General features: G+C 68.3%; 20 protein-coding genes. 10 read left to right on the top strand and 10 right to left on the bottom strand.

Features of this window, described 5'->3' with window-relative positions; genetic code table 11:
* Nucleotides 1-25: 25 nt before the first annotated feature.
* A complete protein-coding gene (locus AB4070_RS02460) occupies nt 26-1,147 on the top strand; it encodes an alkaline phosphatase family protein (RefSeq protein ID WP_441978755.1) in 1,122 nt (373 codons plus the stop codon).
* 47 nt (nt 1,148-1,194) lie between these two features.
* Here the strand turns inward: AB4070_RS02460 and sepH are convergent, their stop codons facing one another.
* A complete protein-coding gene (sepH, locus tag AB4070_RS02455; RefSeq protein WP_441978754.1) occupies nt 1,195-2,241 on the bottom strand; it encodes a septation protein SepH in 1,047 nt (348 codons plus the stop codon).
* 198 nt (nt 2,242-2,439) lie between these two features.
* Between sepH and AB4070_RS02450 the strand changes: the two genes are divergently transcribed.
* Nucleotides 2,440-2,733, top strand: a complete 294-nt coding sequence (locus AB4070_RS02450) for a DUF4193 domain-containing protein (protein WP_046747247.1) — start codon at nt 2,440-2,442, stop codon at nt 2,731-2,733.
* A gap of 73 nt (nt 2,734-2,806) precedes the next feature.
* On the opposite strand, the gene AB4070_RS02445 is transcribed toward AB4070_RS02450, so the two are convergent.
* Nucleotides 2,807-3,271 (bottom strand): DUF3093 domain-containing protein, encoded by a 465-nt coding sequence (locus AB4070_RS02445; protein ID WP_441978753.1) that lies wholly within the window; start codon nt 3,269-3,271, stop codon nt 2,807-2,809.
* A 12-nt stretch (nt 3,272-3,283) separates the two neighbouring features.
* Between AB4070_RS02445 and dut the strand changes: the two genes are divergently transcribed.
* From dut to dxs, 5 genes are all read left to right on the top strand, one after another.
* Complete coding sequence (gene dut / locus AB4070_RS02440) at nt 3,284-3,757, top strand: dUTP diphosphatase (protein WP_282848772.1); 474 nt, start codon at nt 3,284-3,286, stop codon at nt 3,755-3,757.
* Complete coding sequence (locus AB4070_RS02435) at nt 3,750-4,337, top strand: DUF3710 domain-containing protein (RefSeq protein WP_045264797.1); 588 nt, start codon at nt 3,750-3,752, stop codon at nt 4,335-4,337. The genes dut and AB4070_RS02435 overlap by 8 nt, the downstream gene beginning before the upstream one ends.
* Nucleotides 4,334-5,068 (top strand): DUF3159 domain-containing protein, encoded by a 735-nt coding sequence (locus AB4070_RS02430; protein WP_441978752.1) that lies wholly within the window; start codon nt 4,334-4,336, stop codon nt 5,066-5,068. Before AB4070_RS02435 ends, AB4070_RS02430 begins: the two co-directional genes overlap by 4 nt.
* 153 nt (nt 5,069-5,221) lie before the next feature.
* The gene (locus tag AB4070_RS02425) at nt 5,222-8,059 is read left to right on the top strand and encodes an aconitate hydratase (RefSeq protein ID WP_441978751.1); all 2,838 of its coding nucleotides are present in this window, start codon (nt 5,222-5,224) and stop codon (nt 8,057-8,059) included.
* A gap of 156 nt (nt 8,060-8,215) precedes the next feature.
* Nucleotides 8,216-10,156: a 1-deoxy-D-xylulose-5-phosphate synthase gene (dxs, locus tag AB4070_RS02420; protein WP_441978750.1), complete on the top strand. Its 1,941-nt coding sequence runs from the start codon at nt 8,216-8,218 to the stop codon at nt 10,154-10,156.
* Between the two features lie 102 nt (nt 10,157-10,258).
* Here dxs and AB4070_RS02415 read toward each other — a convergent pair whose 3' ends face one another.
* The 3 genes from AB4070_RS02415 to AB4070_RS02405 all read right to left on the bottom strand — a co-directional run bounded on the left by AB4070_RS02415 (nt 10,259) and on the right by AB4070_RS02405 (nt 13,122).
* The gene (locus tag AB4070_RS02415; RefSeq protein ID WP_441978749.1) at nt 10,259-10,954 is read right to left on the bottom strand and encodes an SPFH domain-containing protein; all 696 of its coding nucleotides are present in this window, start codon (nt 10,952-10,954) and stop codon (nt 10,259-10,261) included.
* A 141-nt stretch (nt 10,955-11,095) separates the two neighbouring features.
* Nucleotides 11,096-12,547 carry an FAD-dependent oxidoreductase gene (locus AB4070_RS02410; protein ID WP_441978748.1) on the bottom strand — a complete coding sequence of 484 codons (1,452 nt, stop codon included), beginning with the start codon at nt 12,545-12,547 and terminating at the stop codon, nt 11,096-11,098.
* The gene (locus AB4070_RS02405) at nt 12,544-13,122 is read right to left on the bottom strand and encodes a TetR/AcrR family transcriptional regulator (protein ID WP_441978747.1); all 579 of its coding nucleotides are present in this window, start codon (nt 13,120-13,122) and stop codon (nt 12,544-12,546) included. The genes AB4070_RS02410 and AB4070_RS02405 overlap by 4 nt, the downstream gene beginning before the upstream one ends.
* A gap of 20 nt (nt 13,123-13,142) precedes the next feature.
* Between AB4070_RS02405 and AB4070_RS02400 the strand changes: the two genes are divergently transcribed.
* Genes AB4070_RS02400 through AB4070_RS02390 form a run of 3 tightly spaced genes read left to right on the top strand, consistent with a single transcriptional unit; the run spans nt 13,143 to nt 17,296 of the window.
* Nucleotides 13,143-14,765, top strand: a complete 1,623-nt coding sequence (locus AB4070_RS02400) for an FAD-binding oxidoreductase (protein WP_441978746.1) — start codon at nt 13,143-13,145, stop codon at nt 14,763-14,765.
* Nucleotide 14,766: 1 nt separating this feature from the next.
* Nucleotides 14,767-15,672 (top strand): YegS/Rv2252/BmrU family lipid kinase, encoded by a 906-nt coding sequence (locus AB4070_RS02395; RefSeq protein WP_441978745.1) that lies wholly within the window; start codon nt 14,767-14,769, stop codon nt 15,670-15,672.
* A complete protein-coding gene (locus AB4070_RS02390; protein WP_441978744.1) occupies nt 15,665-17,296 on the top strand; it encodes a GMC oxidoreductase in 1,632 nt (543 codons plus the stop codon). Before AB4070_RS02395 ends, AB4070_RS02390 begins: the two co-directional genes overlap by 8 nt.
* Here the strand turns inward: AB4070_RS02390 and AB4070_RS02385 are convergent.
* From AB4070_RS02385 to AB4070_RS02365, 5 genes are all read right to left on the bottom strand, one after another.
* Nucleotides 17,281-17,832 carry a hypothetical protein gene (locus tag AB4070_RS02385; protein WP_441978743.1) on the bottom strand — a complete coding sequence of 184 codons (552 nt, stop codon included), beginning with the start codon at nt 17,830-17,832 and terminating at the stop codon, nt 17,281-17,283. The two genes, AB4070_RS02390 and AB4070_RS02385, sit on opposite strands and share 16 nt — an antisense overlap.
* A 98-nt stretch (nt 17,833-17,930) precedes the next feature.
* Nucleotides 17,931-20,075, bottom strand: coding sequence for a 3-hydroxyacyl-CoA dehydrogenase NAD-binding domain-containing protein (locus tag AB4070_RS02380; protein WP_441979025.1), 2,145 nt, complete (start codon nt 20,073-20,075; stop codon nt 17,931-17,933).
* A gap of 8 nt (nt 20,076-20,083) precedes the next feature.
* A complete protein-coding gene (locus AB4070_RS02375) occupies nt 20,084-21,289 on the bottom strand; it encodes a thiolase family protein (protein WP_441978742.1) in 1,206 nt (401 codons plus the stop codon).
* Nucleotides 21,290-21,361: 72 nt separating this feature from the next.
* On the bottom strand, nt 21,362-22,555 hold the full coding sequence (locus tag AB4070_RS02370; RefSeq protein WP_441978741.1) for a ribonuclease D: 1,194 nt from the start codon (nt 22,553-22,555) through the stop codon (nt 21,362-21,364).
* On the bottom strand, nt 22,548-23,129 hold the full coding sequence (locus tag AB4070_RS02365) for a DUF3000 domain-containing protein (protein ID WP_058631752.1): 582 nt from the start codon (nt 23,127-23,129) through the stop codon (nt 22,548-22,550). Before AB4070_RS02365 ends, AB4070_RS02370 begins: the two co-directional genes overlap by 8 nt.
* Nucleotides 23,130-23,135: the final 6 nt, after the last annotated feature.

Raw genomic sequence — 23,135 nt, 5'->3', positions numbered from 1 at the left:
GGGAGCCTGTGTCAGACTGGCTCGGATGTCCTTCATGCTACCGTCCGCGGCGCCCAGCGCCCGGAGTGTCGTCGGGGTGGCGGGCGACCTGTTCGCCGCCCTCCGAGGCGAATCCGAGGTTCTGCCGCGCGCGGAATCGGTCGTGCTCGTGGTGATCGATGGGCTCGGGGCGATCAGCCTGCGTGGACATGCCGGACACGCGCGATCCCTCACCTCGGGGATGGCGAAGAAGGACGTCGCCCAGTCGGTGTTCCCCACCACCACGGCGGCGGCGCTCACGAGCATCGTCACGGGTGTGTGGCCGGGGGAGCACGGGCTCGTCGGCTACCGCGTGATCGATCCTGACCGCGATGTGCTCGTCAACCAGCTCAGCGGCTGGGAGACCGACGGCATCGATCCCCTCACCTGGCAATCGGCCCCGACGATCTTCGAGCGAGCGGCCCGCGACGGACACCGGAGTTTCGCCGTCGGGTTCGCCGGTTACGCACACAGCGGCTTCACGAGAGCCACTCTGCGCGGTGCCGAGTTCGTTCCCGCGACGACCGCTTCCTCGCGGGTCGAAGCCGCATATGAGCTCGCTCGCGCGCACCCGGGGTCGCTCGTCTACTGTTACCTGCCGGAGGTCGACAAGGCAGGTCACAAGTACGGCATCGCCTCCCCGGAGTGGATCGCCGCGCTGGAAGACGTCGACGCGGCGCTGTCTGCACGTGTCCCGGCGGGCGTGGGCGTCGTGGTCACCTCGGATCACGGGATGGTCGATGTGGCGCCGAACCGTCAGGTCGTCCTGGACCAGGAGCACGTCGCGGGGATTCGCCACATCGGCGGCGAGCCGCGCATGCTGCACGCGTACCTGGAGCCCGAAGTGGACCCCGCGGCAGTGACCACGCGATGGCGTGCTGACCTGGAGGGGGTGGCCGACGTGCTCACCCGCGAGGAGGCGATACGTCACGGACTCTTCGGACCGAAGGTCACCGATGCCGCTGCATCGCGCATCGGCGACCTGCTCGCGATCGCTCGCGGCGCCTGGGCTCTCTACGACGGTACGGCAGCCGACCAGCGCAGTCGCGGGATGGTGGGCCAGCACGGCGCGCTCACGCCGGAGGAGAGACAGGTACCGGTGATCCGGCTCGGCGCGTTCGAACGCTGACGAAGATCCTCATTCTCGCCGCGGGCGGGGATCACACGGGTGGCGTCTCACTCATCGGTGCGTGCGCCGAAGACGATCTCGTCCCACGACGGCATCGCGTTCCGACGACGGCGGCGTCCCGTGGAGTCGCCGGTGTCCGAGCTGTTGGTCTGTGGCGCGGGCTGCGGGGGCTCCGGGTCTTCGTCGGGCTGCTCCAGGGCCTCGAACAGCGCGATCGGATTCTGGTCCGAGCGATCCGTGTCCTCCACCTCGTCGAGCAGTGGTGCGGTCTCCCGCTGTCCGCGGCGGCGGCGCAGCGCTTCGAGGAGGTCCGCCGTCTCCGGACTCGTCGTCTGCGCGGCAGGAGCGCGCTTGATCGCGGCATCCTGCGCCGCCGCGTCGGAGCGGGCGGGGAGCGAGGGGTCTTCCACGTCCGCTTCGGGTGCGGGTACCAGTCGGGGTCCGAACGCGCCGGAGTCGAAACGACTCTCATCCTTGTACGGGGAGGTCCGTTCTGCATCGACCGCTCTCAGGCGAGGGATGAGGCCCTCGGGGAGAGAGCCCTGCCGTGACAGCTGCGTCGCGTCCGCGTTCAGCGGTGAGAGCGCGCTGCGGCGAGGATCGAAGCTCCAACGGGCGTCGTGGTCCACGTCGTTGGCGGTGAACTCGAGCTTGATGGTCCAGCCGGAGTCCTCCTTCCAGCTCGCCCAGCGCTCGGAGGTGGCTTCGATCTCGGCGAGCTTTGCGCGGACGGCCACACCGAAGGTCGGCTGCGCGTCCGGCTCGACCTCGCTGCCGATCAGGACGGGCACGGCGAGGGCCTGTCCGATCACGTGCTCGCGCTCGGCGAGGACGGGTCCTTCGAATCGAGCCACGTCTTCGATGCTGATGCCGAGCAGCTCCGCGACCTCGGGTGCGGTGAGCCCGGCGCGGATCTGAGCCTGGATGTCGCGCGGGCTCGCAGCGAGCTTCTGGGCCGTCGGCTCGCTCTGACGGGTGGCGCGTCGGATCTCGCGCTGCAGCATGTCGTCGATGGGCAGCGCGAACCGCTCGCCCGACTCGGTCGCGAGTACGAGGACTCCTGCTTCTGTGCCGACGATGGTGACGTTTTCCATGCGAATGCCCCTCTGATGGGTGTCCGTTCATGGTGTCACGCGTGAGGGGTCGCGGACGGGAATAGCGTGGGCGTGCCGTGAGTTTCCTCTGTCGCACGGACGAGCATTTGCGTTATGTCGTCTGGTCGTGCAAACTATGGCCGCCGAATACCCGACGGCGCACCACCCACTCGCACCATGAAAGTGGAGATCTACCGCATGGCAACCGATTACGACGCCCCCCGAAAGAGCGAAGACGACTCCGAGTCGATCGAAGCCCTCAAGGAGCGTGTGCCGGACAAGAACTCCGGCTCAAGCGGGGACGAAGACTCCGACAACCCGTCGAGCTTCGACCTCCCGGGTGCCGACCTCTCCGATCTCGAGCTCGATGTCGTCGTGCTGCCCGCGCAGCAGGACGAGTTCACATGCATGAGCTGCTTCCTCGTGAAGCACCGCTCGCAGCTCGACCACGAGGGCGCATCCGGGCCCATCTGCAAGGAGTGCGCTGCGTAAGCAGTCCTTCGAGCGACGTATCACGCGCCCCCGACCGTCTCGGTCAGGGGCGCGCTGTCGTTGAGTGAGCTTGTCAGGCCTGGGAAGCGCGGATCGCGGCGACGAGCCGGTCGGGCGTCCGCGTCGAGATCGTCCATGCCTCGACGGGGTCGTCCTGGTCGAGGTTCGGCACGACGACGACGCCGTCGATGCCGCCGCGGATCAGGTGCCACCCGCGTGCCGGGAGACCGGGGCCGCGGGCATGACGGGCTTCCTCACCCGTCAGTGCAGTGGGTGCTCCGAGGTGCTTCGTGTCGATGTGCGCACGACCTGCGTGCAAGGTGGAGCCGACGACCGACACGACCGGTGTGGCGGCGATCACACCGAACACGAGCAGGGCCGAGACCGCTGCACCGACCACGAGCGCGACGGTCGAGCCGATGGGCACGAAGACGAGCGAGACCATCGGGCCGGCGACCGCGACGGTCACGAGCAGCCAGAGGCTCGGGGAGAGCCTCTCGCGGTAGCGGGGACGTGAGTCTGTGACGGGGTTCTGCATTAGCCTCATGGGGTGACCGATTCCGTTGATGTCCCCATTATCGCTGCAGTGGTGCCCGGGTATGCGCATCCGGGAGATGCCGGAGCCGATCTCGTCGCGGCCGAAGCGGTGCGCCTGGAGCCGGGGGAGCGCGCTCTCGTGCCGACGGGGGTGAGCATCGCCCTGCCGGACGGCTATGCGGCATTCGTCGTACCGCGCAGCGGCCTGGCCGCGAAGCACGGCATCTCGATCGTGAACTCTCCCGGAACGGTGGACGCCGGCTATCGCGGCGAGATCAAAGTGAGTCTGATCAACACGGATACCAAGAGCGCGTACGATGTGGCGGTCGGCGATCGTATCGCGCAGCTGATCATCATGCCGGTCACGCGCGCCACGTTCATCCCGGTCGACGTGCTGCCGGACAGCGTCCGCGGTGCCGGTGGATTCGGCTCCACCGGATACCAGGCAGCGACCCACCAGAGCGAAGCAGGACGAGCCAATGACTGACAACAACGAGACCCCTTCGAAGTCGGCACCGTTGAACCGTGCCACCGACGGGCCCTTCGATGACTCCGAGGCGAACCCGGTCCGTCCGTACATCGACCTCGGCGGCATCAAGATACTGCCGCGCGAAGGCCTGAATCTGCGCCTCGAGGTCGAGGAGCAGTCGAAGCGCATCGTGGCGGTCGGCCTCGACTACGCGGACTCCTCGCTGCAGGTGCAGCCGTTCGCGGCGCCGCGCTCCGGCGGACTGTGGGACGAGACCCGTGTGCAGCTCCGCGACCAGGTCAAAGCGCAGGGCGGTCGCGTCGAAGAGCGGGAAGGCCCACTGGGCAAGGAGCTCCTCGCGGAGGTTCCCGCCACCGCGGCGGAGGGGTCAGGGCTGCGTCTCGCACGCTTCATCGGCATCGACGGCCCGCGCTGGTTCCTGCGCGGTGTGATCGGCGGCGCAGGAGCGTCCGACCCTGAGGCCGCCGAGAAGGTCGAGGACCTCTTCCGCTCGATCGTCGTCGTCCGCGGCGGTTCGCCGATGCCGCCGCGCGACCTGATCCCGCTGAAGATGCCGGCGACTCCGGGTTCCGCGTGAGCGTTCCCGAGCCCGACGCCGAACGCGAGAAGAGCACCTCCGAGATCCTCGGGGCGGCGCTCGGCGGTGCCGCGCGTCGTGCCGGTCTCGATCCCGCTGAGAGCTCCAGCACCCACAAGGTGGTCTGGACGGCGATGGGGGGATGGCGCGGCATTCTCGAGTCCGTGCTGCCGAGCCTCGCCTTCGTCATCCTCTTCACCATCCGTCCGGAACCGCTGATCCTGTCGTTGGGGGTGTCGGTCGGCCTGGCCGCGGTGTTCACCCTCATCCGGCTGGTGCAGAAGTCGCCGCCCTCGGCCGCGCTGGGTGGTCTCATCGCGGCTGTGGCCGCCGCAGCGCTCGCGTTGTGGACCGGACGCGGCGCAGACAACTTCGTGCCAGGACTCATCACGAACGCGGTCTACGGATCGGTCATCCTGGTCTCCGCACTGATCGGATGGTCGCTGATCGGCCTCGCGGTCGGATTCCTGATGGGGGAGGGCACCACCTGGCGCACCGACCGCCGCAAGCGACGTGCGTACTTCTGGCTCGGAATCGCCTGGGCCTCGCTGTTCTTCGCGCGCCTCGCCGTCCAGCTGCCGTTGTATCTCGCCGGCGACGTCACGGCGCTCGGGACGCTCAAGCTCATCATGGGGTTGCCGTTGTTCGCACCACTCATCGCCGTGACCTGGTTGGTCGTACGGGCGCTCCACCCCCGCGAGCCTGCGCGCGAGGATGCCCCCGAGGCGTGATAGATTTATCTTGACATCAAGATAAATCGCAGGCTTTCGCCGGTGCGCTTCCCGGAGCAGACTGGTTAGGTCCCCCTTGCTAGCCGCAGGGGCTCACTGGCGAGCAAGATGGAGGCGCCTGTCGCTCCCATCCGAATAGAAGGAGACGGATTCGTGTCCACGGTGAACAGCTTCGGTGCCAAGAGCACCCTGACAGTCGGCAGCACCGACTACGAGATCTTCCGCATCGACACGGTGCCCGGTTTCGAGAAGCTCCCCTTCAGTCTCAAGGTCCTCCTGGAGAACCTGCTCCGCACCGAGGACGGCGCGAATGTGACGAAGGCGCAGATCGAGGCGCTGGGGTCCTGGGACGCAGCGGCTGAGCCCAACACCGAGATCCAGTTCACGCCGGCGCGCGTGGTCATGCAGGACTTCACCGGTGTCCCGTGCATCGTCGACCTCGCCACCATGCGCGAGGCCGTGACGGCTCTGGGCGGCGACGCCAACAAGATCAACCCCCTCTCGCCCGCCGAGATGGTCATCGACCACTCGGTCATCGCCGACCTGTTCGGCTCCGAGAACGCACTCGAGCGCAACGTCGAGATCGAGTACGAGCGCAACGGCGAGCGTTACCAGTTCCTGCGCTGGGGCCAGACCGCCTTCAGCGACTTCAAGGTCGTCCCGCCCGGGACCGGCATCGTGCACCAGGTGAACATCGAGCACCTCGCCAAGGTCATCTACGACCGCGATGTCGACGGCGTGCTCCGCGCCTACCCCGACACCTGCGTCGGCACGGACTCGCACACCACCATGGTCAACGGTCTGGGCGTGCTCGGCTGGGGCGTCGGTGGCATCGAGGCCGAGGCAGCCATGCTCGGCCAGCCCGTGTCGATGCTCATCCCTCGCGTGGTCGGCTTCAAGCTCTCCGGTGAGATCCCCGCCGGTGTCACGGCGACCGACGTCGTGCTCACCATCACCGACCTGCTGCGCAAGCACGGCGTCGTCGGCAAGTTCGTCGAGTTCTACGGCGAGGGCGTGGCATCCGTGCCGCTGGCGAACCGCGCCACCATCGGCAACATGTCGCCGGAGTTCGGTTCCACGGCGGCGATCTTCCCGATCGACGACGTCACCCTCGACTACCTGCGCCTGACCGGCCGCAGCGACGAGGCCGTCGCACTCGTCGAGGCCTACGCCAAGGAGCAGAAGCTCTGGCACGACGCATCGCACGAGCCCACCTTCAGCGAGTACCTCGAGCTCGACCTCGGCACCGTCGTGCCGTCGATCGCCGGCCCGAAGCGCCCGCAGGACCGCATCCTCCTCTCGGAGGCGAAGTCGCAGTTCGAGCAGGACATCCTGGCGTACGCGACCGCGTCGACCTCGGACTCGGTCGTCGACCTCGAGTCGAAGCACTCCTTCCCGGCGTCTGACCCCGGTTCGGTTCCCGGTGAGGAGGAGCCGACGACCACGCGTCCGGTGCACATCAACAGCGGTGCCCCGGCGAACGCGTCCAAGCCCGTCCCCGTGACCACGCCCGACGGGGAGAAGTACATCCTCGACAACGGCGCCGTCACCCTGGCTGCCATCACCTCGTGCACCAACACGTCGAACCCGTCGGTCATGATCGCCGCCGGTCTCGTCGCACGCAAGGCGCTCGAGAAGGGGCTCAAGCAGAAGCCGTGGGTCAAGACCACGCTCGGCCCCGGCTCCAAGGTCGTCACCGACTACTACGAGAAGTCCGGGCTGGACAAGGACCTCGAAGGGCTCGGCTTCTACACGGTCGGCTACGGCTGCACCATCTGCATCGGAAACTCCGGACCGCTGATCGAAGAGGTCTCCGAGGCCATCAACTCGCACGACCTCGCCGTCACGGCCGTCCTCTCGGGCAACCGCAACTTCGAGGGTCGCATCAGCCCCGACGTGAAGATGAACTACCTCGCCAGCCCGCCGCTGGTCATCGCCTACGCGCTGGCGGGGTCGATGCACTTCGACTTCGACAACGACGCACTCGGCAAGGGCAGCGACGGTGAAGACGTCTTCCTGAAGGACATCTGGCCGACGCCCGACGAGGTGCAGGAGATCGTCGACTCGTCGATCTCGCGCGATCAGTTCATCAAGCAGTACGCCACGGTGTTCGACGGCGACGAGCGCTGGCGCAACCTGCCCACGCCGGACGACGACACGTTCCAGTGGGACGAGAACTCCACCTACGTCCGCAAGGCACCGTACTTCGACGGCATGACGATGGAGCTCACCCCGGTGAAGGACATCGAAGGTGCTCGTGTGATGGCGACGCTCGGCGACTCGGTGACCACCGACCACATCTCGCCGGCCGGAAACATCAAGCCGGGAACGCCCGCGGCCCAGTACCTCACCGAGCACGGCGTCGACCGCAAGGACTTCAACTCCTTCGGCTCGCGTCGCGGAAACCACGAGGTGATGATCCGCGGAACGTTCGCGAACATCCGCCTCAAGAACCTCATGGTCTCCGCTGTGAACGACGGGCAGGTCGTCGAAGGCGGCTACACCCGCGACTTCACGCAGCCGGGCGGTCCGCAGTCGTACATCTACGACGCGAGCATGAACTACCAGGCTCAGGGCACACCGCTCGTGATCTTCGGTGGCAAGGAGTACGGTTCCGGTTCGTCGCGTGACTGGGCGGCCAAGGGCACGAGCCTGCTCGGCGTCAAGGCCGTCATCACGGAGAGCTTCGAGCGCATCCACCGGTCGAACCTGATCGGCATGGGAGTCGTGCCGCTGCAGTTCCCCGCCGGTGAGAGCTGGGAGTCGCTGGGCCTCGACGGGACCGAGATCGTCTCGATCTCCGGCCTGGAGGAGCTCAACAACGGCGTCACGCCGAAGACGGTCAGGGTCACGGCCACCCCGAGCGAGCACTCGCCCGAGGGCAAGCAGCCGGTCGAGTTCGACGCGGTCGTGCGCATCGACACCCCCGGTGAGGCGGACTACTACCGCAACGGCGGCATCCTGCAGTACGTGCTGCGCTCGCTCGTCTGATCGCATGACGGAGGGGCTCGTGTCTTCGGACACGGGCCCCTCCGTCGTGTCAAGGGGGTCTCCAGCCTCGGAGCTTTCCCTGCCCGGGGCGGTAGGATCAGGACGACGCCCGCACCCGTGTCGGGCGTCTCTGACGAAGCCTGTGAGGAGGCGCAGATGCCCATTCTTCAGAGCATCTCTGGACCCCGCGATCTGGATGCCCTCTCGACCGAACAGCTGGCGGAACTCGCCGCGGAGATCCGCGAGTTCCTGGTCGAGAACGTGTCCCGCACCGGCGGCCATCTGGGCCCCAACCTCGGTGTCGTCGAGCTGACGATCGCGCTGCATCGCGTGTTCTCGTCTCCGGAAGACCCCTTCATCTTCGACACCGGACATCAGTCCTACGTGCACAAGCTGCTCACGGGCCGCCAGGACTTCTCCGGCCTGCGCGTGCGCGGCGGACTCGCGGGGTACCCGCAGCGAGGGGAGAGCGCCCATGACGTGGTGGAGTCCTCCCACGCCTCCAGCTCGCTCAGCTGGGCCGACGGCATCTCCCGGGCGCTCACGGCGACCGGCCGCGCCGACAGGCATGTGGTCGCGGTGGTCGGTGACGGCGCGCTGACCGGTGGCATGACCTGGGAGGCGTTGAACAACATCTCGGATGACAACGACCGCAACCTGGTCATCGTCGTCAACGACAACGGACGCTCCTACGCGCCGACGATCGGCGGCATGTCGCGTTACCTCAACCGAGTGCGCACGGCTGCGGCATACAAGGACCTGCATCAGCGCTCCGACCGTCTCTTCCGTGCTTTCGGTCCCGTCGGCCGTGCCGTGTTCAGAGGTGTCCGCGGCGGTACCCACGGCTTCCTCTCGCGGTTCACGAACAACGAGGCGCTGTACTCGAACCTCGACATCAAGTACCTCGGCCCCGTCGACGGGCACGACCTCCCTGCGCTGCTCGAGACGTTGGAGCTGGCGAAGTCGTACGGTGCCCCCGTCATCGTCCACACGATCACCGAGAAGGGCCGCGGCTATCAGCCGGCCCGCGACGACGAGGCCGACCAGTTCCACGCCGTCGGCAAGATCGATCCGACGACCGGGGAGACCCTGTCCTCGGGCGGTCGTGGGTGGACCGACGTCTTCTCCGACGCCCTGGTCTCCGTGGGTGAGCAGCGTGATGATGTGATCGCCATGACCGCAGCGATGCTGCGACCGACGGGCCTCGCGCCGTTCGCCGAGCGCTTCCCCGACCGCGTCTACGACGTGGGAATCGCCGAGCAGCATGCCGTGGCGTCGGCCGCGGGACTGGCCTACGGGGGACTGCACCCCGTCGTCGCCCTGTATGCCACCTTCATGGGGCGTGCCTTCGATCAGGTGCTGATGGACGTGGCGCTGCACCGCGCCGGGGTCACGTTCGTCCTCGATCGCGCCGGTGTGACCGGCCCCGACGGGCCGAGCCATCACGGGATGTGGGACCTCGCCATGCTGCAGATCGTCCCGCACATCCGCATCGCCGCGCCCCGCGACGGCACCCGACTGACCGAAGCCCTCCGAGAGGCGGTCGACGTCGAGGATGCGCCGACGGTCATCCGCTTCCCCAAGGGGGAGGTGTCCGCCGACCTCCCGGCCATCGAGCGGCTGAGCGACGGCGTCGACGTGCTCGCCCGCGGCGAGACGGAGGATGTGCTCATCGTCGCCATCGGCCCCTTCGCGGAACTGGCGCTCGATGTCGCTGACCGGCTTCGCGCGCAGGGCATCGGCGCCACCGTCATCGATCCGCGATGGGCGATCCCGGTGCAGCCGTCGATCGTGGAGCTCTCGGCTCACCATCGCCTCGTGATCACGATCGAGGACGGGATCAGGGTGGGCGGCATCGGCACCCGTGTCCGGCAGGTCCTTCGCGAGGCGGGGATCGACACGGCGGTGGACGAGCTGGGTCTTCCCGACGAGTTCATCGATCACGCCTCCCGCGATCAGATCCTCGCCGATGCGGGGCTCACCGCACCCAAGATCGCGCAGGACATCGTGTCGCAGGTGCTCGGGACGCGCATCCCCAAGGCGCGTCACGCGGGCGAGACCGGGACGATCGACCTTCCCTTGCACGAACGGCACTGAGACCCCGCCCACGGTGCGCTCGCTCCAGCGGAGTGCCCTCGCTCCAGCGGAGTGCCCTCGCTCCAGCGGAGTGCCCTCGCTCCAGCGGAGTGCCGGGGGAGATCAGTTCAGTGCGTGCAGCGCAGCGACGGCCTGGGCTCCGCGATCCACGTCTCGGAGCGCGGTCGACAGCAGATAGCCGTCGGTGAGCGCATCGCCGGTGACCATCACGCGCACCAGCTCGACGCCGCAGGCGCGGCGAACTTCGTCGGCACTGGCCGCGACGACCCGGGTGTTGATCTCATCGTTGTGCGGCAGCTCGGCTCCTTCGAGACTGCGGACCACATCGCGCAGCGCCGCGCCGACGATGTTCGAGGCGCGTTCCTTCACGTTCACGACGTCCAACTCGAAGACGCGCAGATCGTGCCCCGTCGGTAGGGGACGCCACTCGAACGAGGCGTGCACGCGATGCTGATGACCGCTCGCACCGCTCAGCTCCCGCGCTGGCAGATCCGTCGCGCGGCACCGCACGTCGACGAGTTTGTACCAGTAGAACAGGGGGAACGCCCCGTGCGAGCCCGGGGCCAGCACGACGACTTCGCCGACCGCGCCACCGCGCGGGGACGGACGCCGTTGAGGGCGGTTGCGGATGATGGGTTTGCCGTTGCGGGTTCGGATCGCCGCCCAGCCCTCGTCGACCGTGACGATGAAGAGCTTGAGGAGAGCGGGGAGGACCAGGAGAGTGGTGAGGATGGCCGTTCCGGTCTTCAGCAGGCCCGACATCCCCTTGCCGCCCAGCATCGTGAAGAGCATGTCCATGTCACCACTGTGCAGGTTCGCCGGGTGCCGACGTGTCGTCGGGCGGCCTGCACGCACTGATTTCATGCGGTGTTCGCCGGACGTTCCCTGCCCGGCTGTGCAGTGGATACGCGACGGCTCCGACCGCGCCGTGATCCGGTCTCAGAGAAGCTCGGAGATCGCCCGGGCCACGACGGACTCGACCGCAGGGCGACAGCGGGAGCGATCTGCGTCGACGAGTCCGATGCGCGTGCGCCGGTCGAGGACATCGTCGACCGTCATCGCCCCCTCCACGCGAACGGCGTACTCGACCTCCGCCGCGGTCAGCGCCGTCGCCTGGTCCAGCAGCTCGTCCGATGAGGGGACGTCACGATCCGCGAGCCGCAATGACGCGGTGCGGCTCTGTCGCGACGGCAGCCTCCGCGCCGTGACGGCGAGATCGACGGCATCCTCGGCCATGCGTCGATAGGTCGTCAGTTTTCCGCCGAGTACCGAGATGAATCCCGACTCCGATGCCGCCACCAGGTGCCGACGGGAGATGTCGGCCGTCGAGTCGGTTCCGCTGTCGACAAGCGGCCGCAGGCCGGCGAAGGCGCCACGAACCTGATCGCGTCGGACGGCGGTGGCGAGAACACGGTTGAGGCTGTGGAGGAGGAACTCGATCTCCGTCTCGGTCGGCTGGGCGACCCGCGGGACCGCGCCGGGTGAGTCTTCGTCGGTGAGTCCGACGATCAGTCGTCCGTGTTCTTGTGGCAGAGCGAAGACGTATCGGCTGATCGACCCTTCGTGGGGAATCGTCAGTGCCGTCGACGGAGCGCCGAGGTCGGCGGCGTCGAGCACGATATGGGTCCCTCGACTCGGCCGCACGGTGATCGACGGATCGAGTGCTCCCGCCCACACCCCCGTCGCGTTGACGACCGCACGTGCACGGATCTCGAAACGCTCGCCCGTCGTCGCCTCCTCGACCGAGGCTCCGTCTGCGCGCAGGGAGAGGGCACGGACCCGGGTGAGGATTCGGGCGCCGAGAGCCGCTGCGGTGCGGGCCGCCGTCGTGACGAGGCGCGCGTCGTCGACGAGTTGACCGTCATACGACAGCATCCCGCCGCGGAGGCCCCGCTGGTCGAGGGCCGGCATCAACCGCATGGCCGTGTGCGCGGAGACCACTGCGGGAGCAGGGAGGACCCGACGCGGGGTATGTGCGCGCATCCGCAGCAGATCGCCCAGTCCCATGCCCACAGTGCCTGCGACGCGCTGACGGAGCGTGACGGCCTGCGAGAACGGCAGGAGCTGTCCGAGGGGGCGGATGAGGTGAGGGGCGATCGACGTCATCAGGAGATGGCGTTCGTGCGCGCTCTCCCGCGCGGTCGCGAAGTCTCCGGTGGCGAGGTAGCGCAGGCCCCCGTGCACGAGCTTCGAGCTGAATCTGCTGGTGCCGAAAGCCAGATCCTCGGCTTCGATCAGCGTCACGGTGAGTCCGCGAGAGGCAGCATCGAGTGCGACTCCCGCGCCCGTGATGCCGCCGCCGATCACGAGCACGTCGACCCGTTCCTCGGCTGCGAGCGTGAGCTCCGTCCTCCGTCGCGCGACATTGAGCGCGGATGGCTCCCTGATCATGGGCGCAGCAGTCCGTCGAGGGCGGCCCGCAGTTCGCGCTCCCATGCTGACTCCGAGATCAGATCGGAGACCGTTCCGTGGGAGAGCACCGCGGACTGGGCGATGAGCAGCAGCATGACGGCGATCTCCTGCGGTGCACCGTCGCGCACCGATCCGTCGAGCTGTGCGGTTTCGATCGCTGCGGACAGCCACCCGAGGATCATGCGCTGGCTCGAACCCACGCGCTGCAGGGTGTATCGCGTGAACGCTTCCGGCTCGTCGGCCAGCAGTCGTGCATACAGGGCGTCGCTCCGGAACAGGCCGATGAAGCGCAGCACGTCGTCGACGAGGGCGGGCCTGGAGGCCGCAGTCGCGGGGAAGGCGCTCAGGATGGCGGTCACACGGCGCAGCAGTGCTGCACGGACGACGTCGTCGGCGTCGTTCCAATTGCGGTAGATCGTCGGCCGACTCAGCTCTGCGCGCCGGGCGAGCTCCGCGACGGTGACGCCGTGCACGCCGCGCCTCTCGATCAGCGCATCGGCCGCGTCGAGGATCTTCGTCTGCGTGGCATCCCAAAGAGGTTGACGTTCTTCCATGATGTGTCACACTGTAACGCATGGGCCAAGAGAACGGCAGGGTCGATGCGGACCCGCTGATGAGGTGGAACGGCTGGGGCGACCCGGCGAAGGCGAAGGGGCTGCCTCTGCCGGTGCGTGCTCTGCTGCCGATGCTGTTGGGTCGTGTCCGCACGCCCGCTCCGGCCGTCGAGTTCTCGGAGGTGCAGCTGCGCCCGTCGCGTCTGACAGCGGAGGACCGTGCGGCGTTCGTCGTCGCCGTCGGCCTCGAGAACGTCGACGACACACCGGAGGCCCGCGTCCGTCACGCGGGCGGGCGCTCGACACCCGACCTGCTCCGACGACGCGAGGCACGACAGGACGCACCGGACGCCGTCGTCCGCCCCGCCGACCATGACGAGGTCCGTGCGTGTCTCGATGCCGCGGCGGCGCAAGGTGTCGCCGTCATCCCCTTCGGTGGCGGGACGAGCGTCGTCGGCGCGCTCGATCCGGAACGGGGCGCGCATCACGCGGTGGTCAGTCTCGATCTGCGACGGCTGAGCGGCATGGTCCGGCTCGACGAGACCAGCGGCGAGGCCGTCCTCGCGGCCGGAACGACGGGTCCGGAGGCGGAGGCGCTGCTGTCCGCGCGCGGGTTCGAGCTCGGTCATTTTCCCCAGAGCTTCCGCTACGCCACGATCGGCGGATTCGCGGCGGCTCGGTCTTCGGGGCAGAACTCCGCGGGGAACGGGCGCTTCGACACGATGGTGACCGGGATCAGAGTGGCCACTCCGACCGGCGACATCGAGCTCGGGCGGTCGCCGGGCTCTGCCGCAGGGCCCGACCTGATCCGAGTGTTCCTCGGCTCCGAGGGCATCTTCGGCGTGATCACCGAGGTGCGGGTGCGCGTTCACCCGATCCCGCGCGCGAGGGTGTTCGAGGCCTGGTCGTTTCCGGACTTCGCCAGTGGAGCCGAGGGGCTCCGTCGTGTCGCGCAGCTGAGCGGCGGTCCGACGGTCATCCGGCTCTCCGACGAAGCGGAGACGGCTGTCAGCCTCGCCCAGGTCGGGCGGATCGGCAAGGCACTGGCCAAGGGTGCCAGCGTGGTCACGGTGTACGAGGGCGAGGACATCGCGGAACGACGGGCCCATGCCGGCGCTCACCTCGCCGCGGCGGGCGGGACCTCCTCGGGGGAAGGCCCGGCAGAGGACTGGCTCAGGACCAGGTTCGACGGACCTTATCTGCGCGATTCACTTCTCGACGCCGGTGTCTTCTGCGAGACATTGGAGACCGCGACGACGTGGTCGAACCTGCAGGCGCTGCGTTCGGCGGTCGAGGCGGCACTCAAGGAGGGCTTCGCGGACATCGGTGCCAAGTCCTACGTCATGTGCCACGTCTCCCACATCTACCCGACCGGCGCGTCTCTGTACTTCACCGTCCTCGCGGGAGTCCGCACCGACATGCTCCGTGCATGGGAGCCGGTGAAAGCGCGTGTGAACGATGCGATCATCACCGCAGGGGGAACGATCAGCCATCACCACGCGGTCGGGCGGGACCATGCGCCGTGGCTCGGTCAGGAGATCGGGGAGACCGGGGTCCGCATCCTCGCCGCCATCAAGAGGGAGCTCGATCCCGAGGGCATACTCAACCCCGGCGCCGTGATCCCCGCAGAACGGACGCACTGACGTGTCCGAGCACATCGCCGTGCTCGCGAACCCTTTCGCCGGAAAGGGCCGGGGCGGGCGAGCGGCGGAGGCAGCCGTTCGATTTCTCCGGGAGCGCGGTGCCGAGGTGCGCACGTACGCGGGTGCCTCCGCCGCCGACACCGCCCGGCTCGCCGTCGACGCGCTGGCCGACGGCCCTCGTCTCCTCGTGGTCGTGGGCGGTGATGGCACGCTGGCCGGAGTGCTCGACACGGTGTGCGCCGCCTCCGTCCCGGTCGTCCTGGTGCCAGCGGGCACGGGGAACGATCTCGCCCGAGCCCTGGGGCTCCCGCGTGCTGACGCACGGGCTGCCGCCGAACTCGCCCTCATCGGCGTGCCGCGAGCGATCGACGTCGGTGTCGTTCGCACGGCGAAGGGCAGCCGGAGCTTCCTGACCATCGCGGCGCTGGGCTTCGACGCGAAGGTCAGCGACCGCACCAACAGGCTCCGCTGGTCGCACGGCGCACCTCGCTATTACCTTGCGCTGCTCATCGAGCTCGCGCGATTGCGGACAATGGACTTCCGCATCGCCGTCGACGGGGAAGCCGCCAGGAGCTCGCCGGGCACGCTGATCGCCGCCGGCAGCACGTCCAGCTACGGAGGGGGTATGCCGATCTGCGCCGGAGCAGTCCCTGACGACGGACTCCTCGACATCGTCCATGTCGCGCCATTGGGCCGCATGCGCCTGCTGCGTCTCTTCCCGCTGCTGCTGCGCGGAACGCATCTCGCGCGCGGTGAGGTCGCGCACCGTCGTGCCCGGTCCGTCACGGTGTCGGCACCCGGCCTCGTGGTCTACGCGGACGGCGAGCGCATCGGCGAGGATGAGTGCACCATCTCGGTGCTTCCCGGCGCGCTGACGATGATGGTGCCGAAGGAGAGCGATGACTGAGTTCGACGAGGATGTCGTGATCGTGGGTTCCGGTTTCGGAGGTTCGGTCGCTGCTCTGCGACTGGCGGAGAAGGGCTACCGTGTTCGCGTCTACGAGGCGGGCCGCCGCCTCGAGGACGACGACTTCGCGAAGACCAGCTGGGACGTCCGCCGCTACCTCTGGGCGCCAGCGCTCGGCTGTTACGGTGTGCAGCGTATCCACCGGTTGCCGCACGTGATGATCCTGGCCGGGGCGGGGGTGGGCGGCGGATCGCTCAACTACGCGAACACGCTGTATCAGCCGGGCGCGGCTTTCTTCGCCGACCCGCAGTGGCAGGGCATCGCGGAGTGGGAGCCCGAACTGGCACCGCACTATGCGACGGCCAAGAGGATGCTCGGAGTCGTCGACCGGTACCCGCACACGGGCCCTGTGGAGCGGATCATGGCCGGCGCCGCTGACGATCTCGGCGTCGGCTCGATGTTCCGGCACGCGCCGGTCGGGGTCTGGTTCGGGAAGCCGGGGGAGCGCACGCCGGACCCGTTCTTCGGCGGCGAGGGGCCCGATCGCACCGGGTGCACACTGTGCGGCAACTGCATGGTGGGCTGTCGCGTCGGCGCGAAGAACACGCTCATGAAGAACTACCTGGCTCTCGCGGAGCGCCGCGGAGTCGCGATCGAGGCCCTCCGCACGGTGAGTGAGGTGCGTGAGCTCCCCGAAGGAGGGTTCGCGGTGACAACGCAGCGCAGCGGGGCCTGGTTCCGCCATGCGCGGAAGACCGTGACGGCCGGGCAGGTCGTGCTCGCTGCCGGCACCTGGGGCACGCAGCAGCTGCTGCACCGGATGAAGGAGTCCGGGGCTCTGCCGCGGGTCTCGGACGCCGTAGGTCGGCTCACCCGCACTAACTCGGAGGCCCTCGACGGTGCGGTGGCCGTGAGCGTCCCGAACTCGCTGCAGCTCGCCCGCGGCGTCGCGATCACCACGTCGTTCCACGTCGACGACCGGACGCACGTCGAGAACGTCCGCTACGGGCCAGGGTCGAACCTGATGGGTGCACTCGCTACCGTCATCGTCCCCGGTGGACGCCCGATAGGGGTGCGACTGCGAAGTCTGGTCGCCCAGATGCTCCGTTCCCCGGTGCGGCAGTTCCGTCTCGGGAGCCTCCGCCGCTGGAGCGAGCGGGGTATCATCGCGCTGGTCATGCAGACAGCGGACAACTCGCTGACGCTCTCCCTGCGCCGCCGCTTCGGCCGCCTCATCATGACGAGCGCACAGGGACACGGGGAGCCGAACCCGAGCTATCTGCCCCAGGCCCATGCGGCGGCGGCGGCGATCGCCGCGCGGGTCGAGGCGGATGGCGGGGTGCCCGCCGCTGCACGTGGATCCTGGCCGGAGGTGTTCGGCATCCCCCTCACCGCGCACTTCCTCGGCGGTGCCGTCATCTCGGCGTCACCCACGGACGGTGTCATCGACGGGTATCACCGGGTCTGGGGACACCCCGGCCTGCACGTTGTCGACGGTGCCGCCGTGCCCGCGAATCCCGGGGTGAATCCCTCTCTCACGATCACCGCACTGGCGGAGCGGGCGCTGTCGTACTGGCCTCATCGCGGTGAAGACGACGCGCGCCCGGTTCAGCCGGAGAGCTGAGCCTCGATGACAGGGCTATGCGGTGCAGGGTCTTCGGACAGCGCCCGTGACGCTGTCCAGTACCAGCCGTAGGCGACGCTGACGGCGCTCATCCCCAGTAGCGGAAGTGCGATGTACGGCTCGGTGATGTTCGTCAACAAAGACCCGAACTCCCCGGTCGGGTTCGTGGGCCAGGTGCCGACGACCGCGATGACGACGCCTCCGACTACGAGACCGAGTCCTGCGAAAGCGATGAGGTGTCGCCGCATGCCCGCCGTGGTCCGCAGAAGCCGGCCCAGCACGACGGCGGCCCCGCTGCCGATGACGGTCGCCAGAGCGGAGGTGGCCACGACGAAGAGCAGCTGGAACCATGCCACCAGGATCAGGATCGAGAAGACGGTCTGCAGGGAGCGCGACATGATGGCGAGGACGACGGTCGTCACCAGGAGGAACAGGGCGTTGAAGGTGATCCAGGCCGCAACGGCGCCGCGCCAGAACTCGCGCCGGCTGAAGGCCATCGGCTGCTCGGCGGTGCGCGGAGACGGGCGAGAGATCATCGATCCAGGCTAGGGCTTGTCGGGGCGTCGGACGACGAAGCGCCCCACCGGATTCGCTGAGAATCCTGTGGGGCGCTTCGCGGGATCGTGTCCGGCGATCAGCGGCTTTCGACGCCGCGGATCTGCGGGGTGTGGAAGGAGCCGCCGAAAGCCCGCTCGGATGCACCTTCGCGGTCGAGGTACGGCGAGGCGCCGCCGTCGATGAAAGGCCAACCGGCGCCGAGGATCAGGCACAGATCGATGTCCTCGACCTCGGGGACGACGCCCTCGTCGAGCATGAGCTTGATCTCCTGCGCCAGACCGTCCTGCACGCGCTGGAGGATGGTCGCGGCCGTGGCCGGAGTCTTGCCCACCGCCGGCTTCAAGACCTTCTCCGCCTGCTTGCTCCAGCCGACGACGCGTCCGCCCTTGTCCTTCTCCACGACCGTGTCGAGCTCGGCGAGCGCGTGGAAGTTCTCGTTGGCGTAGAACCGGTCGGGGAACGCATGCACCATCGTGTCCTGCACGTGGGCGGCGACCTTCCAGCCGACCAGGTCGATCAGCTGGAACGGGCCCATCGGGAGTCCGAGGGGTCCGAAGGCCTTCTCGACCTCGGCGATCGGCGTGCCCTCGTAGACGGCACGTGCGGCTTCGCCCATGACCTTCGCGAGCAGCCGGTTCACGACGAAGCCGGGGGCGTCGGCGGTGAGCACCGCGTTCTTCCCCAGGTTCTTCGCGACCACGAAGGCCGTCGACAGCGCGGCGTCGGCGGTCACCGGGGTCTTCACGATCTCGATCAGCGGCATGACTGCGACCGGGTTGAAGAAGTGGAAACCGACCAGACGCTCCGGGTGCGCGAGCTTCGACCCGATCTCCTCGACCGACAGGGAGGAGGTGTTGGTCGCGAGGATCGCGTCCTCGGCGATGATCTTCTCGATCTCACCGAACACCTGCTGCTTGACGCCGACTTCTTCGAACACGGCCTCGATGACGAAGTCGCAGTCCGCGTAGAGGCTCTTGTCGGTCGTGCCGGTGACCAGCGCACGCAGCTTGTTCGCGCTGTCGGAGTCAAGACGTCCCTTGGCCTCGAGCTTGCCGATCTCCTCATGGATGTAGGCGACGCCCTTGTCGACGCGTGCCTGATCCAGGTCGGTGATGAGCACAGGCACCTGGAGCTTGCGCACGAACAGCAGTGCGAACTGGCTGGCCATGAGACCGGCGCCGATGATGCCGACCTTGGTGACCTTCTTCGCGAGCTGCTTGTCGGGCGCACCGACCGGACGCTTCGCACGCTTCTGCACCAGGTCGAACGCGTACATCGACGCGGCGAACTGGTCCCCGGTCACGAGTTCCGCCAGCGCCTCGTCCTCGCGGGCGAAGCCCTCCGCCTTGGTGCCGCTCTTCGCCTTGTCGAGCAGCTCGAGGGCGGCGTACGGCGACTTCGGCACGGTGCCGATCTTCGACTCCAGCATGCCGCGCGCCATCTTGATCGCGATCGGCCACTTGGTGAGGCGCTCGAGCTTGCCCGGCTCGTTCTTGCGCTCGACCTTCGTGCCGCCGAGTACCGCATCCGCCCAGGAGAGCGAGTTCTCGAGGTAGTTCGCCGCGGGGAAGATCGCGTCGAAGATCCCGAGGTCGAACGCCTGCTGCGGCTTCAGCATGCGGTTCTGCTTGAGCGGGTTCGAGATGACCACCTCGAGCGCGTTCTCGATACCGATGAGGTTCGGCAGCAGGTAGGCGCCACCCCAGCCGGGGATGATGCCGAGGAAGACCTCGGGAAGCGCCACTGCCGCCGCCGAGGCGTCGACCGTGCGGTATGTGGAGTTCAGCGCGATCTCCAGCCCGCCGCCGAGCGCGAGTCCGTTCACGAACGCGAAGGACGGCACACCGAGGTCGCCGAGCTTGCCGAGCACCTTGTGGCCCAACTGCGCGATGAGGCGCGCGTTGTCCCTGGACCCGACCTTGCTGATGTCCGAGAGATCGGCGCCGGCCGCCATGATGTACTGCTTGCCGGTGATGCCGACCGCCTGGATCTCGCCGGTCGCTGCCCTGGCTTTGAGGCTGTCGAGTGTCTCGCCCAGCTGGGTGAGCGTCGCGGGTCCGAGCGTGTTCGGGCGGGTGTGATCGCGGCCGTTGTCGAGCGTGATCAGTGCCAGCACCTTGCCGGAGGCGAGACGGATGTCGCGCACCGGCGACTGTGTGATGACCTCGCCCTCGGTGAGCGCCTGGATGGGGGAGAAGTCGATGTCGTCGTAGTCGGTCACGTTCGCGCTCACTTCTTCTTCTTGCCGTCGTAGTGCGGGTTCTCCCAGATGACCGAACCGCCCTGGCCGAGACCCACGCACATGGCGGTGAGGCCGTAGCGGACGTCGGGACGCTCGGCGAACTGCGCCGCGAGCTGGATCATGAGGCGCACACCGGACGCGGCGAGCGGGTGCCCGAGGGCGATGGCGCCGCCCCACTGGTTGACACGCGGATCGTCGTCGGCGATCCCGAAGTGGTCGAGCAGGGAGATCACCTGGATGGCGAAGGCCTCGTTGAGCTCGAAGAGACCGATGTCGTCGATCGTGAGACCGGCTCTCTTGAGGGCCTTCTCGGTCGACGGGATCGGGCCGATGCCCATGATCTCGGGCTGGACCCCGGCGAACGCGAACGAGACCATCCGCATCTTCGGTGCCAGTCCGAACTCCTTGACCGCACCACCACCGGCGAGCAGCGACATCGTCGCGCCGTCGGTGAGAGGGGACGAGGTGCCTGCGGTGACGCGTCCGTGCGGGCGAAACGGCGTCTTCAGCGCGGCGAGGTCTTCCATCGTGGTCTGCGGGCGTCGACCTTCGTCCTCGGTGGCGAGGCCCCAGGCGCCGTCGGCACCCTTGATCGCCACGGACACGAGGTCGGGCTGGATCTTGCCTGCGTCGTATGCCGCCTGCACCTTGTGCTGGCTCAACATGCCGAAGCGGTCGGAGCGTTCCTTGGTGAGGTGCGGGAAGCGGTCGAAGATGCGCTCAGCCGTGACACCCATGTTGAGCGCACCGGGGTCGACCATCTTCTCCGCCACGAACCGCGGGTTCGGATCGGCGTTCCCGCCGATCGGGTGGTGCCCCATGTGCTCGACGCCGCCGGCGAGGGCGAAGTCGTACATGCCGACACCGATCGATGCGCCCATCGTGGTGACGCTGGTCATCGCGCCGGCGCACATGCGCTCGACCGCGAGGCCGGGCACCGTCTGCGGAAGGCCCGCGAGGATCGCCACCGAGCGCCCGAGCGTCAGCCCCTGGTCGCCGGTCTGGCTCGTCGCCGCGATGGCGACGTCGTCGATGCGGTCGGCCGGGACGGAGGCATTGCGCTCCATCAAGCCGATGGTCGCCTTGACGGCGAGGTCATCCGCGCGGGTGTTCCAGTACATGCCCTTTTCGCCGGCGCGCCCGAAAGGGGTGCGTACTCCATCGACGAAGAAGACGTCCGAGATCTCGGCCACTCTGCCTCCAAGTTAGTGCGTGGCCTCAGTCTATGAAGCCCGGGAAACAGGGAGGAATCGGTTGGTTCGAACCTACGAAGCGGGTGCGGAGGTGCTGTCGGGCGTTTGCGCCGCCTCTACAAAGGCGGCCGCGATCTTCTGTGCGGTCTGTTCAATCTGCCAGGGGCGGGCTCCGAGTGCTGCCAGCGCATCCCCGATCTCCTCCGCCGTCTCACCGGGGAGATCCCATGCCACGCGGCGGAGGTACTCCGGGGTGAGGAGGTTCTCGGTCGGCATCCCCAACTCCTCGGCGATGGCTTCCACGACAGGACGCGCGGCCTTGAGCCGCGCATCCGCTTCGGGGTTGCGATCGGCCCATGCGCGCGGGGGAGGAAGCGTGTCGCTCGGGACACGCTCGCGCGGGAGCTCTTCCGATGCCCGCCCATCGACGATCGCCTGCCACCACCTGTCGAGCTGCGTGCGGCTCGCGCGGCCCTGGAACTCCTTGATGCCGGCGAGGGCCTGCTTCGACGGAGGGTTGGCCATCACTGCGGCGACGAGTGAACGGTCGGGAACGAGCCGGCCGGGGGAGACGTCCTGGTCCTGTGCGTAGGCCTCACGGGCCTGCCAGAGCGAACGTGCGACCGCGAGGTTGCGAGCACCGCGCACCTGGTGCAGGCCACTGAGCCGGCGCCAGGGGTCTTCCCTCGGTGGCTTGGGCGCGCGGGCGAGAGTGGCGGCGAACTCCTGGGCGGCGTACTCCGTCTTGTTCTGCTCCCCCAGCTCGAGCACGAGGACATCGCGGACATCGATCAGGTGCAGCACGTCGAGCGCGGCATACTCGAGCCAGGAGTCGGGGAGCGGACGCGTCGACCAGTCGGCCGCCGAGTGCTCCTTCTTCAGCGTGATGCCCAGCGTGTCCTCGACGACGGCGCCGAGTCCGACCCGCTCGTGCCCGAGCAGACGGGACGCGAGTTCGGTGTCGAAGATCACCGGAGGCTCGAGGCGCAGCTCCCGCAGTGAGGGCAGGTCCTGGCTCGCGGCATGCAGAACCCACTCGACGTCTCCGATCGCCTCCTGGAGAGGAGCGAAGTCGCCGATGGCCGGCGGGTCGAAGAGGAAGACCCCGGCATCGCGCCGGAACACCTGCACCAGATAGGCGCGTTGCGAGTAACGGAAGCCGGACGCGCGTTCCACGTCCACGGCGACGGGGCCGGTGCCCGCAGCGAGCACGGCGCAGGCCGCGCGGAACTCCTCAGCATCCGAGATCACGGAGTATTCAGTCACGTACAGCCTTTCGCGCGCCGATCACGGCGATGCCCTCGGAGCCGGGCGGAAGTCCCGCCAGCATTCCGACCAGCTCGGCCCATGCTTCGACGTGCGGTCGGAACGGGCCCTCCGGAGTCCAGGACGCACGCAATTCTATCTGCGCGCCGTCGCCTTCGATGGCGAGCCCGCCGAATCCCTTCGACAGCGTCTTCGTCGACGTCCCCGATTCCGAGTGATAGACCGCATCCCGCGAATCGAGCGCATCGACCAACCACGACCAGGTGACGTCGGCGAGCAGGGGATCGGTGCCGATCTCGGTCTCCAGTGGAGCCTGCGCGAAGATGACGATGCGCCACGAGCCGCCCCATGCGCCGGGCTCGTCCGGATCGTGCAGCAGGACGAACCGGCCAGTGCCGTACACCGACTCGCCGTCGCTCTCCGGGCGCACGTCGGCGGCGAGGGCGATGGCGAAGGGTGCGAGGCCCTGTGGCGTGGCGATCTCGCGTACCGTGATGTCATCGCGGAACTCGGTCTCGCGCAGTTCGGCCACGGCGCTCTCGAAAGGCGTCCCGGCCTCGGGGTGTGCGGTCACGGCAAC

Origin of the sequence: Microbacterium sp. 2RAF4 (genome assembly GCF_052115285.1) — a bacterium.
Lineage (GTDB): Bacteria > Actinomycetota > Actinomycetes > Actinomycetales > Microbacteriaceae > Microbacterium > Microbacterium oxydans.
Note: the sequence above shows the minus strand (reverse complement) of the source record. Positions and strands in the feature narration are given on the sequence as shown.